Below are 15799 nucleotides of genomic sequence, written 5' to 3' on the forward strand. Positions count from 1 at the left end.
TAGTTAAATTTAGGACCAGATACTTTTGACTTTCCGACCAAAAAAACTTCGGTACTAATCTGCATATTTGCACATCTATAATTTGAACATCAAAGCAATGATCCACAAAAAAACAAGAACATATATCCCGGCAACGCTCGATATTAAATGGGAAACCCTGGAACCTATTTATAAAGAATTGCTTGCACGCCCCATCAATTCAGTACACGAACTGGAGAAATGGCTGCACGATAAAAGTGAGCTGGAAGCCGCTTTAGAGGAAGACTTTGCCTGGCGTTATATCCGCATGACCTGCGATACGACCAGTGAAGAATTATTGCAAAACTTCCAATACTTTGCTACCGAGATTGAGCCTAAAATTGCCCCATATAGCAACGATTTAAATAAAAAACTGGTAGCCAGCGCATATGTTGACCAACTTGATAAGGAAAAATACTTCATCTTTTTGCGCGCCGTAAAAAAGGCATTGGAACTTTTCCGTGAAGAGAACATCCCCGTACAAACCGAGATCCAGGTAGAGCAACAAAAATACCAGTCAATAACCGGTGCCATGTCGGTGCATATTGATGACAAGGAATTTACCCTGGAGCAGGCATCAGTATTTTTAAAAGGTACCGACCGTGCAAAACGCCAGGAGGTATGGGAAAAGATAACTGCCCGCCGCTTACAGGAAAAAGACACCTTAGATACTCTTTTTGATCACCTGCGTGCTTTACGCCATAAAGTTGCCTTGAATGCCGGATTTGAGAATTTCAGGGATTACATGTTCCAGGCGCTTGGCAGGTTTGATTATACGCCGCAGGATTGCTACGCCTTCCATGAAGCTATCGAAAAAGAAATTGTGCCCATCCTGCGCGAACAGGCCGAAAAACGAAAGGAAGCCCTTGCCCTGCCAGCCTTAAAGCCCTGGGATATGGATGTTGATATATCTGGCAAACCAGCTTTAAAACCGTTTAATAGCGGTAATGAGCTGATAGAAAAATCTATTCAGTGCTTTAGCAATATCAATCGTTACCTGGGCGAGCGGCTGGAGATCATGAAAGATAATAACCTGTTTGATGTGGAAAGCCGCAAAGGTAAAGCGCCCGGTGGTTATAACTACCCGCTATCAGAAACCGGCGCGCCTTTCATATTCATGAACTCGGCCAATACTTTCCGCGATTTAACTACCATGGTACACGAAGGCGGTCACGCGGTACATACTTTTTTAACTGCCGACCTGGAGTTGAACGATTTTAAACATTGCCCATCTGAAGTGGCCGAACTGGCTTCAATGTCGATGGAGTTGATATCGATGGATAACTGGGATGTGTTTTTTGATAATGAGGAAGACCTTAAACGCGCCAAACGTGATCAATTAATTGATGTGCTTAAAACCCTGCCCTGGGTAGCCGTAGTTGATCAGTTTCAACATTGGATCTATACTAACCCTGGCCATACCGACGCCGACCGTAAAACCGCCTGGATAGAGATTTATGAGCCATTTGGCGCAGGCTTTGTGGATTGGAGCGGGCATCCTGATGCCGAAGCTAATCTTTGGCAAAAACAGCTGCACATCTTCGAGGTACCATTTTATTATATAGAGTACGGCATGGCCCAGTTAGGCGCCATTGCAGTATGGAAGAATTATAAAGAAAATCCTGAAAAAGGTTTGCAGCAATACCTGGATGCCCTTAAGCTTGGCTATACAAAAACCATCAAAGAAATTTACGAAACCGCCGGCATCAAGTTTGATTTTAGCGCTGCTTACGTGAAAGAACTGGCGGAGTTTGTGAAGCGGGAAATGGATAAATTATAAGAGCTTCACCCCCTATCTATTTGTGTACACATCTTCTAATAAAAAAATGTCATTTCGATAGAGCATGGGGAGGAATGAGCGGAGGAGCGAAAGAGAAATCTTCTACATCCTGCATAGCTGACTTTGCATATCGTACAAGATTTCTCCTCGTACCTCGTTCGAAATGACAACGTATTTTTAATACAAGAGGAAAAAAATGTGTACGCACAGTAAACCTCTAAGTGAAAAGGCCTTAAAAGCCAGTTATTCTATTTGAAACAAACAGAACAACTGGCTTTTTTTATCAAATTAGTTTGTGTAATAATCTATAGCTTCAATGATCACCGCGCATGATTTTTCAATTTCGGCGGGGTTGATAATAAGCGGGGGCGCAAGGCGCATAGAATTGCTGCAATGTAAAAACCAGTCGGTTATTACACCATGCTCAATACAGCGATCAATGATCTTTTTATTCAGATCAAAGTTTTCAAGTTCAATGGCCAGCATCAACCCTTTCCCTCTTACCTCTTTTATAGCCGGATGAACCAGCAATTTTCGAAACTGCATTTCTTTTTCGGCTACGCCTGATACCAGGTCATCATTAATCAATACTTCTAAAGCCGCCAATCCTGCAGCGCAACAAACCGGGTGGCCACCAAAAGTAGTGATATGCCCCAGGATAGGATTTTCTTTGAAGGCCCCCATGATATGGTTTGATGATATAAAAGCGCCAACAGGCATCCCTCCGCCTAAGGCTTTTGCCAATAACAATATATCGGGTACAATGCCAAAATGTTCAAAAGCAAAAAGCTTACCTGTGCGACCAAACGCCGCCTGTATCTCATCTAAAATAAGCAATGTGCCTGTTTCATCACAACGTTTGCGTAAAGCCTGCATATAGGCTAAATCAGGCACCCTGACGCCGGCCTCTCCTTGTATAGTCTCAACAATAACACAGGCGGTTTCCCCGGTTATCAGCGGCAGATCATCAATTACATTAAACCGGATAAAATTTATACCCGGTAATAAAGGCCTGTAAGCCTGCTTAAATTCCTCATTACCCATTACACTTAATGCCCCGTGCGAACTGCCATGATAAGAGTTATGACAGGCCACTATTTGTTGCCTGCCGGTAAAACGCTTGGCCAGTTTTAAAGCGCCCTCAACCGCCTCAGCGCCCGAGTTGGTAAAGTATACCGATTGTAAATTTTCGGGAAGTAGTGATACCAGTTTCTCTGCAAAGCGTACCTGCGGTGTTTGCACAAATTCGCCATAAACCATCAGGTGCATGTATTTATCAACCTGCTGTTTAATAGCTTCGATAACATGTGGATTACCATGACCAAGGCTGCTTACGCCTATGCCCGAGATGAGGTCAATAAAAGCTTTGCCTGCCGCATCATACATATAAATTCCCTCTGCACGTTCAAACTCAAGCAACAACGGGAAATTAGTGGTTTGTGCATTATTAGCTAAAAAAAGCTGGCGAAGAGTGGTCATGTTTAATTAGTAAGTGATGAAATATGATGATCATACAAAAATCAACAATCCAATTAATACTTCACGAATTATTAACCAATTAGCAGATCAAAAAAAACAGTATTTCACTAATTAATTCCCGGCCCGTTCGCTGCGCTCGCTGAGTTGTTTAATAAGCTCGTCATTAAACTCTTGCTCGCTTTTATACAATTTGCTTACTTTTTCGGGTGGGAGTATTTTTGAAAAAGAATCGCGGTAGCGTTTACGTATAGCCACAAGTTGGCTTTCATAGTAAATTTCCTTATCAATTTGCTCTGTGCCATTGGAGGATGCACTGGAATTATTTAAGCGCTTTAATATGCGTACTGCAGTTAATTCCTGTTGGTATTGACGGTATAAGGGCCAAAATTTAGTTGATTCATGATCGCTGAGATCAAGCTGTTTGCTGATAAAATTATTGCGTGCAGCCTCAAGCTTGGCGCCCATGCCTGATTTTTTTGTACGCGTAACATTAGGCTTGGCCGGAACCAGGCTATTGGCCTGCCCATAGGATTCAAAGCCTGCAGCTATAATAAATAATAAAATAAAAATATGCCTGATCAACTTACTCATTAAAGCTCCTTAATTAATTAGTATCTATATAATCTGACAAATCCTCATCCAAATTCTGGCTGTTAATTTTTTGTGAGCCATCCATCAGTGTACGGGTATCGCTCGCATCCATGTGCAGCTGCAGGTAACTTTTTATTTCGGCCACAGGCACTGTAGATAACTCCTCATGTAAAAAAGAGTGATTATGATCTGTAGGCGTCGGGCTTTTCAAAACCACACCAATTCCAAGGATCAAAGCAAAACATGCCGCGGTAGCATACCTAAAGGTAGCCGAAGCAAACATTTTACGAACAATGCCCCTCTTTTGAACCGCAACCTGCAGGTTAATCACCTGGGCAACTTCCTCTGCCTGGTTAACAGTTTTGTTTAAAATATTCTGGTTAAGCTGCTCAAAATAATTTGCTGGCACGGTAAAGCTTTCTGCCTCATGTTCCAAAAGCTCCCCCACAGCAATCCTGCTTTGGATGTTGTTACTCAACTCTTCAAAGTAATTTTCAGGAACCGCAAAACCCTCATCCCGATTATTCAAATGCTCATCAATAGCAATCCTGCTTTGGATGTTATTGTCCAGTTCCTCAAAATAATTTTCAGGAACATCAAAGCCTTCAGCTTCATTATTCACGTATTGCTCAATGGCAATTCTGCTTTGGATATTGCTTGCCTGCTCCTCAAAAAAATTGGGAGGAGTAGTAAAACCGGAGTTCCCGGTACCCAAATCCGATTCAACATTTATACGGCTTTGTATATTGCTGCTTAATTGTTCAAAGTAATTTTCAGGCACGGTAAACCCTGCAGATGAGCTTTTTAACTCTTCTAACCTGATGCGTGATGTTATGTGCTGCGCTAATTCATCAAAATAGCCAGCCGGCACAGTAAACGGATCATTTGCGTTGATCTGTTTAAGTGACGTATAATCATCCAGCCATTCCCTATTGTCCATATCGCTTTTCATACATAACTATAGATGAACAAAGTGCTAAAAGGTTTAACGTAAATCTGAATTAATTCTGAATTAATCTTTAGAGATTAAATATGCCTCTATTTTTTTAACAGCCAGGTGAAAAGATGCCTTTAAAGCACCTACACTTGTACCCAACACTGCCGAAATCTCTTCATACTTCATATCCTCATAATATTTCATATTGAACACGAGTTTCTGTTTTTCGGGCAGCGTTAACAGTGCTTCCTGCAATTTGCGCTGTGCCGCGTCGCCGTTAAAATAGCTCGAATCGGCCAGTGTATCAGCCAGTTCATAGGCAACATCATCCAACGAAACATTATTTTTTTGCTTTTTCTTATTCAAAAAAGTAATGCATTCGTTGGATGCTATGCGGTACATCCAGGTATAAAGTTGCGCATCGTTTCTAAAACCCAACAGATTTTTCCAAACTTTAATAAAAACATCCTGTACAAGATCATCCGCATCATCATGGTCAATAACCATACGGCGAACGTGCCAGTAAATTTTTTGCTGGTATTTTTTAAGCAACAGGTTAAATGCTTCGTTACGCGTTTTTTCGTCCTGGAACTTGCTTAAAATCTCTATATCTTCAACCTGCACCGACATTTTATAATTTTTATAGTTAAATGCTAATTAAGCATTTTTGTTTTTTCTTTCGATAACCTTTTTCACGGCAAGCACAATATGCTCTGCATCAAGGCCGTATTTGGTCATCAGCTGCTCGGGCGTTCCGCTTTCACCAAAGCTGTCATTTACAGCAATGTATTCCTGCGGGGCCGGGGTATGTGTAGCTAAAACCTGTGCTATACTATCGCCCAATCCACCTAAACGGTTATGCTCTTCGGCAGTAACCACACAACCTGTTTTTGCTACTGATTTTAATACAGCTTCTGCATCCAAAGGCTTAATGGTATGAATATTAATAATCTCGGCATCAATACCTTGCTCTGCAAGTATTTCACCTGCTAAAATAGCCTGCCATACCAGGTGACCGGTTGCAAATATACTAACATCGGCACCTTCGTTTACCATCCATGCTTTTCCAATCTCAAACTTTTGATCAGGATCTGTAAAAATAGGTACCACCGGGCGACCAAAACGAAGGTAAACCGGACCTTCATATTCGGCAATAGCCATAGTAGCAGCCTTGGTTTGATTGTAATCACAAGTGTTGATAACAGTCATCCCAGGCAACATTTTCATCAGGCCGATATCTTCTAATATCTGGTGTGTTGCACCATCCTCGCCTAAAGTTAAGCCAGCGTGTGATGCGCAAACTTTAACATTTTTGTTAGAGTAAGCTATCGACTGGCGGATCTGATCGTAAACCCTGCCGGTTGAAAAGTTAGCAAAGGTACCTGTAAAAGGTATTTTACCACCAATGGTCATACCTGCAGCAATACACATCATGTTTGCTTCGGCAATACCTACCTGTACAAAACGGTCAGGAAATTCCTTAATAAAATCATTCATTTTTAACGAGCCAATAAGGTCGGCGCAAAGAGCCACAACCTGGTCGTTTTTTCTGCCGGCTTCCAGCAACCCGGCGCCAAAGCCCGAGCGGGTATCTTTTTTATCTGTGTAAGTATATTTTTTCATGAGAGGCCTCACTCAACCCTCTCCAAAAGAGAGGGCTACTTTGATTAATTGTAGTTAATGATAGTTATTTATTTTCGCTCCCCCTTTAGGGGGGGGCCCGGGGGGCTTAATAGTCGCCCAAGGTTTCTTCCAGTTGAGCCAAGGCCAATTTCAATTGCTCATCATTTGGAGCAACGCCATGCCATTTGTGACTGCCAACCATAAAGTCAACTCCATAACCCATTTCGGTATGCATTAATATCATGATAGGTTTACCCTGCCCGCTGCGGCTTTTAGCCAGTTTTAGCGTTTTAACTACATCGGCCATATCGTTACCTTTCATTTCCAAAACATCCCAGCCAAAAGCTTCCCATTTGGCGTGTAAATCGCCAAGTGATAAAACAAGTTTGGTTGGCCCATCAATCTGTTGTCCATTTACATCAATGGTTGAGATCAGGTTATCTACCTGGTTGTGCGGCGCAAACATGGCTGCTTCCCAAATTTGTCCTTCCTGTAGCTCGCCATCACCATGCAGCGTGTAAACCAGGCTTTTATCACCATTAAGCTTTTTAGCCAAAGCAGCGCCAATAGCCACAGATAATCCCTGGCCTAATGATCCTGAAGCAATACGTACACCCGGCAAGTGCTCATGTGTTGTAGGGTGACCCTGTAAGCGCGAATTAAGCTTACGGAAGGTAGCCAGTTCTGCTTTATCATAATAGCCGGCATGGGCCAAAGTGCTGTAAAACACCGGCGAAATGTGACCGTTTGATAAAAAGAAAAGATCTTCGCCAATGCCATCCATGTTAAATTCAGGATCGTGGTTCATCGCCTCAAAATACAGGGCGGTAAAATACTCGGTACAACCTAATGAACCACCAGGGTGGCCAGATTGACAACCATGTACCATACGTACAATGTCGCGCCTGATTTGTGACGCGATTTTTTCTAAGTCTTTAATAGTTGATTTCATTATAAATTTAGGAAACTGATCGGCTAAAGTAAAAAATATTTATTGTTCTTTTAACACTTATTTTACTAACTCAAGCACTTGTTGTGAGGAGTTCTTGGTATCAACCTTACTAATTAAATGCACAATGATTCCATCGCCATTAATAATAAAGGTAGTGCGGGCGGTGCCCATGTATTGTTTGCCGTACATGTTTTTTTCTACCCAAACACCATAAGCTTCAACAATTTCCTTTTCGTTATCAGCTATGAGGGTAAAGGGCAGGCTATATTTGGTTTCGAACTTTTTGTGTGATTTTTCATCATCGGTACTTACACCAATCACCTCGTAACCTTTGCTTAGCAATGATTGGTAATTATCCCTAAAATCACATGATTCGGCTGTACAGCCTGGGGTATCATCTTTAGGATAAAAGTAAAGTATTACGTTTTTGCCTTTATAATCAGACAGCGAAACGGTGTTTCCGTTCTGGTCTTTTGCTGTAAAACCCGGGGCTTTATCGCCTTCTTTTAATGTTGACATAGTTTTGAGTATTATCGGTAAAAATCTGCGGTAAAATCTGCAAAATTGTTCTTGTTATCTGCAAGGGTAAGCTTAAAAGTGTGCTTGCCCGGTGTAATATCGCCGTTAAAGGTATAACTTAGAATTTTAGTTTTATAATCCAGTTCCATTAAAACCCATTTATTATCAATGGTTCCGATGTAACTTTTTATGCCCGAGAGGTTATCGCTCATCCTGAAATTAATACTGCGGGCCATTTTCATATTACTTCCGTTTTTGATATTTAACGGATGGATCACCGGTGGAATGGTATCCACTTTAATATAAAAATCGCCAAAGGTGCTCAATTGCGATTTTACCCAGCCATCCTGGTAATAACCACCCTGGCAAAAGCCCGCGGTGCTTACAATAACTGCTTTATCAGCATATTTACCCAGGTCAACCTCGGGTTTTATCCACAGCTCATAATTGTCATGAACAGGTGTTAAGTGGTTATGAATATGGTGTACAGAGGAGTATGCGCCAACAGGTTTTGCTGAATTAGAGTAGATAAAATCCAGATCGTCATATAAATTGCCGGGCATTACGGTAACCTTCACCTTATCGGTACTGAATTCGCTTTTTTTATCGTAATGAAACAAAGTGCCCTCTATTTTACTGGCAGTTGCTGTAAACGGACTTGCCTGTACCTTTAATTTTAATGATGAAGTATTGCCAGCAACATCTTTTACAACATATTCAACATCATGTATCGCATTATCATTAAAGGTAATGATGCCCCTGTTAATAGATTGCGGATAAAGCGAAATATGACTGCCCGGCATAATAAAGCATTTCTGCATCCACCGGCGCGATGAAGTAAAAGCCGGGTAATCAATATAGGCGTTAATGGCATGGGTTTGATCAAACGCGAAACGTTCAACTGCAAAGGTGTACACTGTTTGGCCATCAAGTTTCAGCTCAACGGAGTAGATACCATTGTGATTTACCGATGTGCTGTTCATATCAGTAGCATTAATACCAAAACCGATATTGCCACTTAAATGTAACACCTGTGGTTTTACTAAATGATAATTACCCGCGGCACCGCCAACTGCCATAAACTCATGCTGTGTTTTTTCACTAAACGGGTTGCCGTTAAGATGATAAATCCCGATGGAACTGATACTGGGCGGAATCTTATCCGGGATAGTTAAGCCAAAAAGCTGCGGGTTGATAGTTTCTTCGGTTTGTGTATCCCTGATCTCGAAATGCACATGCGGCCCGGCCGATGCCCCCGCATTGCCCGATATGGCCACTACTTCATCCTTACAAACGGGTACCTGTGTGGGTAATAATTTAAAGTCGGCCTCAAAGGTTTGATGCTCATATTGGTAAGCTTTTACCAACGCGGCAACCGCCGGGGTAAAGCTTTGCAAGTGACCATATACCGTGGTATAACCATTGGGGTGGGTAATGTAAATAGCCCGCCCAAAGCCGCCAAACTGTACCCGTACCCTTGAAATATAGCCGTCATTTACGGCATACACCGGGTAACCAGTACGCTGATTGGTTTTAAAATCAAGTCCGGAGTGAAAATGCGCAGGCCTTAACTCGCCAAATGAACCTGCCGTTGTAGGGGGCTTAAGATCGAGTGGGTAGCGGAAATAATTTTGAGGATAGGGCCTGCTTTGTATGGTGGTAGTTTGCGCCTGCAAATTCAAATAAAAACCGGTGCACAGCGCGCAGATAATAATAATTCTTTTTTTAATCATGCTTATTTTACGTAAAAGTCAAGCATTTTCTCACCTTCCAGATAGCCTTCCAGCCTATCGCCTACTTTTACCTTTGATACACCTGCAGGGGTGCCTGTAAATATCAGATCGCCTTTTTTAAGTGTAACATATTTGGATACAAAGGCAATGATGCTTTCAAAAGAGAAAAGCAAATTACCTGTATTGCCTTCCTGGCGGGTTTCGCCGCTCACATCCAGTTTAAAGTTGATATCATAAATATTGGCAAACTTTGTTTTTGGCACAAAAGCACTTATCGGTGCCGAACCATCAAACGCCTTAGCCAGTTCCCAGGGTAACCCTTTTTCTTTATGTCGATTTTGGATATCACGGGCTGTAAAATCAATACCCAACCCAATTTCTTCATAATAACTGCCGGCAAATTTTTCACCAATATGCTTGCCTTCCTTACTCACTTTAAGAACTATCTCAATCTCGTGGTGGATATCTTCCGAAAAATCGGGGTGATAAAAAGGTTTGTTATCTTTTAAAATGGCAGTATCCGGTTTCATAAAAATAACCGGAACGGTTGGCACCGGGTTATTTAATTCTTTGGCATGTTCGGCATAGTTGCGGCCAATGGCAATTATCTTCATAAGGGAATGCTATAAACGCCAAAGCTAAAAAAATAGATGGGTTTGGCATACACGTAAGCTTTAAAGTGTAGATGTTGGGGTGAAATACCCGGCCTTTGATAAAAATGGAGCGTAATTTTCTATAAGCCCTATAGGCACCTGAAGGCGGGTGCTATAATACAGAGATCCTTTTAATAACCGATTCGGTACCGGCTACAACGCGTACAAAATAAAAGCCGCGACTAAGTTTGTTGTTTATGGAGTAGCTGATATTGTGATCGCCAACCTCAACCCGTTGGTTAAATACGGTGGTTATATCATTCCCCAACACATCCATTATTTTAACCGTTACGTTGGAGTTGCGACTAACCGAATATTTCAGGTTAATTTGATCGGTAACCGGGTTAGGGTACAACTGTACGTCATTAAGCAACTTATCATCGGGGCGCGATACACTTACTTTTGCACTTGATGTTACAGCTGGTTTTAAAGGTGGCAGCGCCAGGTGAAGCCCATTTTTTAAATAGGAAGGCTTACCGCCTTTTGCTTTAGTTACATGATAGGTAGTATCACCTTTAGCCTGTTTAGTGCCAGTTAGTTTATCGGGCGTAACTCTTGCTGCAAACGCAAAATTCATAAAAATTGCCATCGCAACTAATACAAGCCATGCATATGTGTAAATAAAAGAGTAAGTAGTTTTTCGCCTCATTATTAAGTTTCCCTACAAAAGTATAAATAATGCCCTCACGACGTAGAAAAATGACGTTTTTGTAAAACTTTTTAACAAAATTTAACAATAAGGGCTGTTTTTACGGTTTTGACTCGTAATTTACTTATACGTTTAATGATAATTTAAGTTTAATGGAAAAAATTAATATTTTTGCGACTTCACAAAATCAAAATAGTGTCGAACCATAAAGATCTGCAAAAACTGTCGGCCGCTGGCCTTCTCATCAGTTTAGGAATAATTTACGGTGATATTGGTACCTCCCCATTATACGTATTCAAAGCCATTGTTGGTACAAACCAAATTTCCGAAACATTAATACTTGGAGGAGTCTCACTCATTTTCTGGACGTTAACGCTGCAAACCACGCTGAAATACGTGGTGATTACGCTACGTGCCGATAATAAGGGTGAGGGTGGTATCTTCTCCCTATTCTCACTCGTTCGCCGAAAAGCAAAATGGCTTATTGTACCTGCCGTTGTTGGTGGTTGCGCCTTGCTTGCCGATGGCATCATTACCCCTCCTATTACCATATCATCGGCAATTGAGGGTTTACAAACTTACTACCCACAATTGCCTACTGTAAAAATTGTAATGGCCATTATTACCGGGCTGTTTATTATACAGCAATTTGGTACATCACTGGTTGGTAAGGCTTTTGGACCTATTATGTTCATCTGGTTTACCATGATGGGGGTGTTAGGGATCAGTTATATTGTTCACTCACCGGGTATTGTCAGGGCATTAAATCCATATTATGCTTATGAGCTGTTAAGTTCTGCAGGCAGTCATAACGCCTTTATCATTTTAGGAGCGGTATTTTTGTGTACTACAGGAGCCGAGGCTTTATACTCAGATCTGGGGCACTGCGGTAAACAAAACATCCGCATAAGCTGGATATATGTTAAAGCCTGTTTAATTCTTAACTACCTGGGGCAGGCAGTTTGGTTACTGCAAAGAAATGGCACCGTAATGGACCTGAATACCAATAACCCCTTTTATAAAATTATGCCCGAGTGGTTCCTTATATTCGGTATCGGTATAGCTACCGTTGCTGCTATTATTGCCAGCCAGGCCTTAATTTCGGGATCGTTTACGCTTATTGCCGAGGCTGTAAGGCTTAACCTTTGGCCAAAAGTACGTATCAATTATCCATCAGAGCAAAAGGGACAATTGTATGTACCCAGTGTTAACTGGCTGCTTTGGGCCGGATGTTTGGGTGTGGTACTGATATTTCGCCACTCAGATAAAATGGAGGCGGCTTACGGTTTAAGTATCACGGTAGCGATGCTCATGACCACCATACTGGTATCTAAATTCCTGAAACGCAAAAAAGTACCTTCCTATATCATCAATACGTTTTTAGCGGTTTACCTGGTTATTGAGGGTACGTTTCTTACAGGTAACCTGGTTAAGTTTTTACATGGTGGCTGGTTCACCCTATCAATAGGGTTTGTATTATTCACGGTGATGTGGACATGGCACACTGCCCGCAAAATCAGGAACCGTTACGTTAAGTTTGTAGGTATTGATGATTATTACAACCTTATTAATGAACTAAGTGCAGACGAAAGCGTACCTAAATACGCATCGCAACTGGTTTATTTAACCAGCGCCAATTTCAACTCAGAAATCGAATCGAAAATTGTTTACTCCATACTCCAAAAGCAGCCTAAGCGTGCAGATGTATATTGGCTGGTTCACGTTGATGTGGTTGATGAGCCCTACAAACGTGAGTACGAAGTCGACTTTTTGGTGCCAAACAAACTTATCCGCATCGATTTTAAATTAGGTTTCCGGGTTGAGCAGCAGATAAACCTGTTGTTTAGGAAAGTGGTTGAAGACTTGGTTAAAAAAGGCGAGGTAGATATTACCAGTCATTACAAATCACTAAATAAACACAAAATAGTGGGCGACTTTAGGTTTGTGGTGATTGAAAAGGTGTTTTCCCGTTCGCATAGCCTATCGTTATATGAGCGTTTTATAATGGATTTTTATGTATATCTCAAAAAGGTAAGTTTATCAGAAGAACGCGGTTTTGGCCTCGACCTGAGTTTTGTAACGGTTGAAAAAGTTCCGCTGATGTTGTCAATACCTGAGGCTATTGAAATACACAGGGTGAATTAGCCGCACATAAACCCTTTACAAACAAAAAGACCTTAGATTATCTGAGGTCTTTTTGTTTTATAGGCTTTGTGGGAACACATCTCCTTTAGAGTTACTATGTAGGCACATCTTTTTATCCCCCCTTATTTTGTATTAAAAGATGTTGTCATTTCGACGAACAGGCGTGGGGAAAAAGGAAAGGGGTGAGGAGAAGTCTTATACAACCTGCATGTTCGCTTGTCGCTTATATAAGATTTCTCCTCACCCCAATGCTCGTGCCACCCGCTGTTCGTCGAAATGACAATTTTCTTTTATTAACAAGATGTATTCATACAGTGGCCTTTGGAGCGTGAGATTATCCCTCCAAAGCCTTCCTCATATATCCCCTCACCTCTTCATTAATATCTTCTTTAAAATACATTCTGAAGTAATGGTTATGATCATTAGTTCCGGGAACCGTTTTTATTTTAGTGAAGCACAGATTATCTGCATAGATCTCTTTAAAGGGGAATACTACATCAATAAAATTTTTACCTAACTGAGTTACATAAGCAAAATTTGTGCGTAGCCCCAAAGCGATCATACTTTTGGTTGGGTAAACCTTAATGGGGGCCATTTGCAGGTATTCATTTATCAAATGATCAAACAATTCAACCGTGTGCGCTGATTTACCCTGTAAAAAATCGCTCAGGTTACGCTCCCTGCAGGAGTGCACCTGGTTGATGGCAGTAAATTCCCGGTTGCAAATGGGGCAGGTCCACATGGTTATCTAATTATCTATGCTGTTTCAACCTCCCTGCCTAATACACTGTTCCTGTAGCTGTAGCTGAAATATATTACCAGGCCTATTACCAGCCATACCAGGAACCGTAACCAGTTGGTATAACCAAGTTCGGTCATCAGGTAAAAACAGCTCATAAGCCCTAAAACAGGTATCAGCGAGAAGTTTTTTAAGAAGCTATAAACACTAATTATAATAATGAGAATAAAGAACAGGTAGTTAGGGAAATTATATAAAAATCCATCTAATCCTAAATGATACTTTTTAGCCTCGCTGATAGGGGTAATCCTTAAGGCAGTGTTGAATTTATCTTCTTCCAGATTTTTAAAATACTTTGTTTCGTCAGCCTTACCGTCAATACTTTGTTTCCCATAAAGCATATTGCAGGTAACAAATAAAGCGGATTTATCGGCAGCATCCAGGCTCTCGATAATTGCCGGTTTTTCCCTTAGTTTTTTAAACTGCATCATTTCTACCTGTGGAGCGGGTTTTAAGTAAAAAAGCGAACCAAATATGATAATGGTTATCAACGGAACTATAAACTTACTGTTAACATACGGCAAATGGAATTTGCCCTTAACCGCGGCCTCGCGTGGCAATAGCAATACCCCACCGCAAACCAATACAAATGCAAAAAGGGTACCTATACTGGTTAAATCGGTAACCTCGGTAAGGTTCATAAACAGCGCTGGTACAGCAACTACGAAACCGGTTACAACAGTTGCAAAAGCCGGTGTATGAAACTTAGGATGGATACGTGAAAATGCCTTGGGAAGCAAACCATCCCGGCTCATACTCATCCAGATACGTGGTTGGCCCAACTGAAATATCAACAAAACGCTTGCAGTTGCAATTACGGCACTTATAGATATAATGTAACTAACTTTATGTAAGCCCACCTTAGCAAATACAAAAGCAAGCGGATCTCCAACCTGCAGTTCTTTATAGCTTACCATACCGGTAAGTACAAGGGCTATCAGGATATATAAAACAGTACAAATTATAAGCGAATAGATCATACCACGGGGCAGATCCCGCTGGGGCTGTTCACATTCCTCGGCAGTGGTTGATATGGCATCAAAACCTATATAAGCAAAAAACACACCCGATACACCTTTCATAACACCTCCAAAACCGTTTGGCATAAATGGATGCCAGTTAGCCGGTGTTACGTAAAAAAAGCCCACAACGATAACCGCTATAACGATCACAATTTTCAGGATCACCATAGCATTCGTTGCCTTCTTGGTTTCGCGGATGCCGATATAAACCAGGTAGGTGATAATAAATACGATTCCTAACGCAGGCAGATTGGCAATCAGTTTAAATCCGTCGATACCGGGCGCATTATCCCAGGCCATGGCGGCACCTTTTACCCTATCGCTAATATCAGCCAGATTACTTCCAGCAGCCAACACAGCGTCGTGACCTCTTAAGGCCGACACATAATCCATGGTAAGGTATTTGGGCAGGTGAATATTGAAACCCTCCAGCAAGTTTACAAAATACTCGCTCCAGGATATGGCAACGGCAATGTTACCAATGGCATATTCCATTAAAAGATCCCAGCCAATTATCCAGGCAATTAATTCACCAAATGACGCATAAGCGTAAGTATAAGCACTACCGGCAACAGGTATGCGGGAAGCAAACTCGGCATAACATAGGGCCGAAAACCCGCAGGTGATGGCAGTTACTACAAATAAAAGAGATACCGCGGGGCCGCCATGAAAAGAGGCCTCGCCTATAGTACTGAAAATACCAGCGCCAACTACGGCGGCTATACCCATGAGGGTTAGATCTTTAACGTTAAGTTCTTTTTTTAATTGGGAGGAGGCGGTACCAGGGTGTTCGCTGTCGCTGAAACCGCATTCAACATCATGTAATATTTTGGCAACAGATTTTTTACGAAATATACTTTTCGACATTTAATTAAAGTAATTAGTGTAACCCAATTCCA

At 41.5% G+C, this 15799-nt stretch carries 14 protein-coding genes; 2 read left to right on the top strand and 12 right to left on the bottom strand.

Annotation, left to right across the window (positions count from 1 at the left end; translation table 11 throughout):
- The first annotated feature begins 97 nt into the window (after positions 1 to 97).
- Complete coding sequence (locus tag Q0R88_RS23785; protein ID WP_295720919.1) at positions 98 to 1798, top strand: M3 family oligoendopeptidase; 1701 nt, start codon at positions 98 to 100, stop codon at positions 1796 to 1798.
- 288 nt (positions 1799 to 2086) lie between these two features.
- On the opposite strand, the gene Q0R88_RS23790 is transcribed toward Q0R88_RS23785, so the two are convergent.
- The 10 genes from Q0R88_RS23790 to Q0R88_RS23835 all read right to left on the bottom strand — a co-directional run bounded on the left by Q0R88_RS23790 (position 2087) and on the right by Q0R88_RS23835 (position 10862).
- Complete coding sequence (locus Q0R88_RS23790) at positions 2087 to 3277, bottom strand: aspartate aminotransferase family protein (RefSeq protein ID WP_295720920.1); 1191 nt, start codon at positions 3275 to 3277, stop codon at positions 2087 to 2089.
- A 111-nt stretch (positions 3278 to 3388) separates the two neighbouring features.
- Positions 3389 to 3868 (bottom strand): hypothetical protein, encoded by a 480-nt coding sequence (locus tag Q0R88_RS23795; protein ID WP_295720921.1) that lies wholly within the window; start codon positions 3866 to 3868, stop codon positions 3389 to 3391.
- Positions 3869 to 3881: 13 nt separating this feature from the next.
- Positions 3882 to 4820 carry a hypothetical protein gene (locus tag Q0R88_RS23800; protein ID WP_295720922.1) on the bottom strand — a complete coding sequence of 313 codons (939 nt, stop codon included), beginning with the start codon at positions 4818 to 4820 and terminating at the stop codon, positions 3882 to 3884.
- Positions 4821 to 4880: 60 nt separating this feature from the next.
- A complete protein-coding gene (locus tag Q0R88_RS23805; RefSeq protein ID WP_295720923.1) occupies positions 4881 to 5435 on the bottom strand; it encodes a sigma-70 family RNA polymerase sigma factor in 555 nt (184 codons plus the stop codon).
- A gap of 27 nt (positions 5436 to 5462) precedes the next feature.
- Positions 5463 to 6428 (bottom strand): transketolase C-terminal domain-containing protein, encoded by a 966-nt coding sequence (locus tag Q0R88_RS23810; protein ID WP_295720924.1) that lies wholly within the window; start codon positions 6426 to 6428, stop codon positions 5463 to 5465.
- Positions 6429 to 6534: 106 nt separating this feature from the next.
- Positions 6535 to 7380, bottom strand: a complete 846-nt coding sequence (locus tag Q0R88_RS23815; protein ID WP_295720925.1) for a transketolase — start codon at positions 7378 to 7380, stop codon at positions 6535 to 6537.
- Between the two features lie 57 nt (positions 7381 to 7437).
- The gene (gene bcp / locus Q0R88_RS23820; protein ID WP_295720926.1) at positions 7438 to 7899 is read right to left on the bottom strand and encodes a thioredoxin-dependent thiol peroxidase; all 462 of its coding nucleotides are present in this window, start codon (positions 7897 to 7899) and stop codon (positions 7438 to 7440) included.
- A gap of 11 nt (positions 7900 to 7910) precedes the next feature.
- Positions 7911 to 9632 (bottom strand): M23 family metallopeptidase, encoded by a 1722-nt coding sequence (locus Q0R88_RS23825; RefSeq protein ID WP_295720927.1) that lies wholly within the window; start codon positions 9630 to 9632, stop codon positions 7911 to 7913.
- Between the two features lie 2 nt (positions 9633 to 9634).
- Positions 9635 to 10246 (bottom strand): fumarylacetoacetate hydrolase family protein, encoded by a 612-nt coding sequence (locus Q0R88_RS23830; protein ID WP_295720928.1) that lies wholly within the window; start codon positions 10244 to 10246, stop codon positions 9635 to 9637.
- A gap of 151 nt (positions 10247 to 10397) precedes the next feature.
- Positions 10398 to 10862, bottom strand: coding sequence for a T9SS type A sorting domain-containing protein (locus Q0R88_RS23835; protein WP_295720929.1), 465 nt, complete (start codon positions 10860 to 10862; stop codon positions 10398 to 10400).
- Between the two features lie 267 nt (positions 10863 to 11129).
- Here Q0R88_RS23835 and Q0R88_RS23840 point away from each other — a divergent pair, with 267 nt between their 5' ends.
- Complete coding sequence (locus tag Q0R88_RS23840; protein WP_295720930.1) at positions 11130 to 13079, top strand: KUP/HAK/KT family potassium transporter; 1950 nt, start codon at positions 11130 to 11132, stop codon at positions 13077 to 13079.
- 334 nt (positions 13080 to 13413) lie between these two features.
- Here the strand turns inward: Q0R88_RS23840 and Q0R88_RS23845 are convergent, their stop codons facing one another.
- The gene (locus Q0R88_RS23845) at positions 13414 to 13821 is read right to left on the bottom strand and encodes a DUF5655 domain-containing protein (protein ID WP_295720931.1); all 408 of its coding nucleotides are present in this window, start codon (positions 13819 to 13821) and stop codon (positions 13414 to 13416) included.
- 14 nt (positions 13822 to 13835) lie between these two features.
- Positions 13836 to 15767 (bottom strand): amino acid permease, encoded by a 1932-nt coding sequence (locus Q0R88_RS23850; protein ID WP_295720932.1) that lies wholly within the window; start codon positions 15765 to 15767, stop codon positions 13836 to 13838.
- Positions 15768 to 15799 lie beyond the last annotated feature (32 nt).

Origin of the sequence: Mucilaginibacter sp. (genome assembly GCF_025362475.1) — a bacterium.
In the GTDB taxonomy this organism is placed as follows: Bacteria; Bacteroidota; Bacteroidia; order Sphingobacteriales; family Sphingobacteriaceae; genus Mucilaginibacter.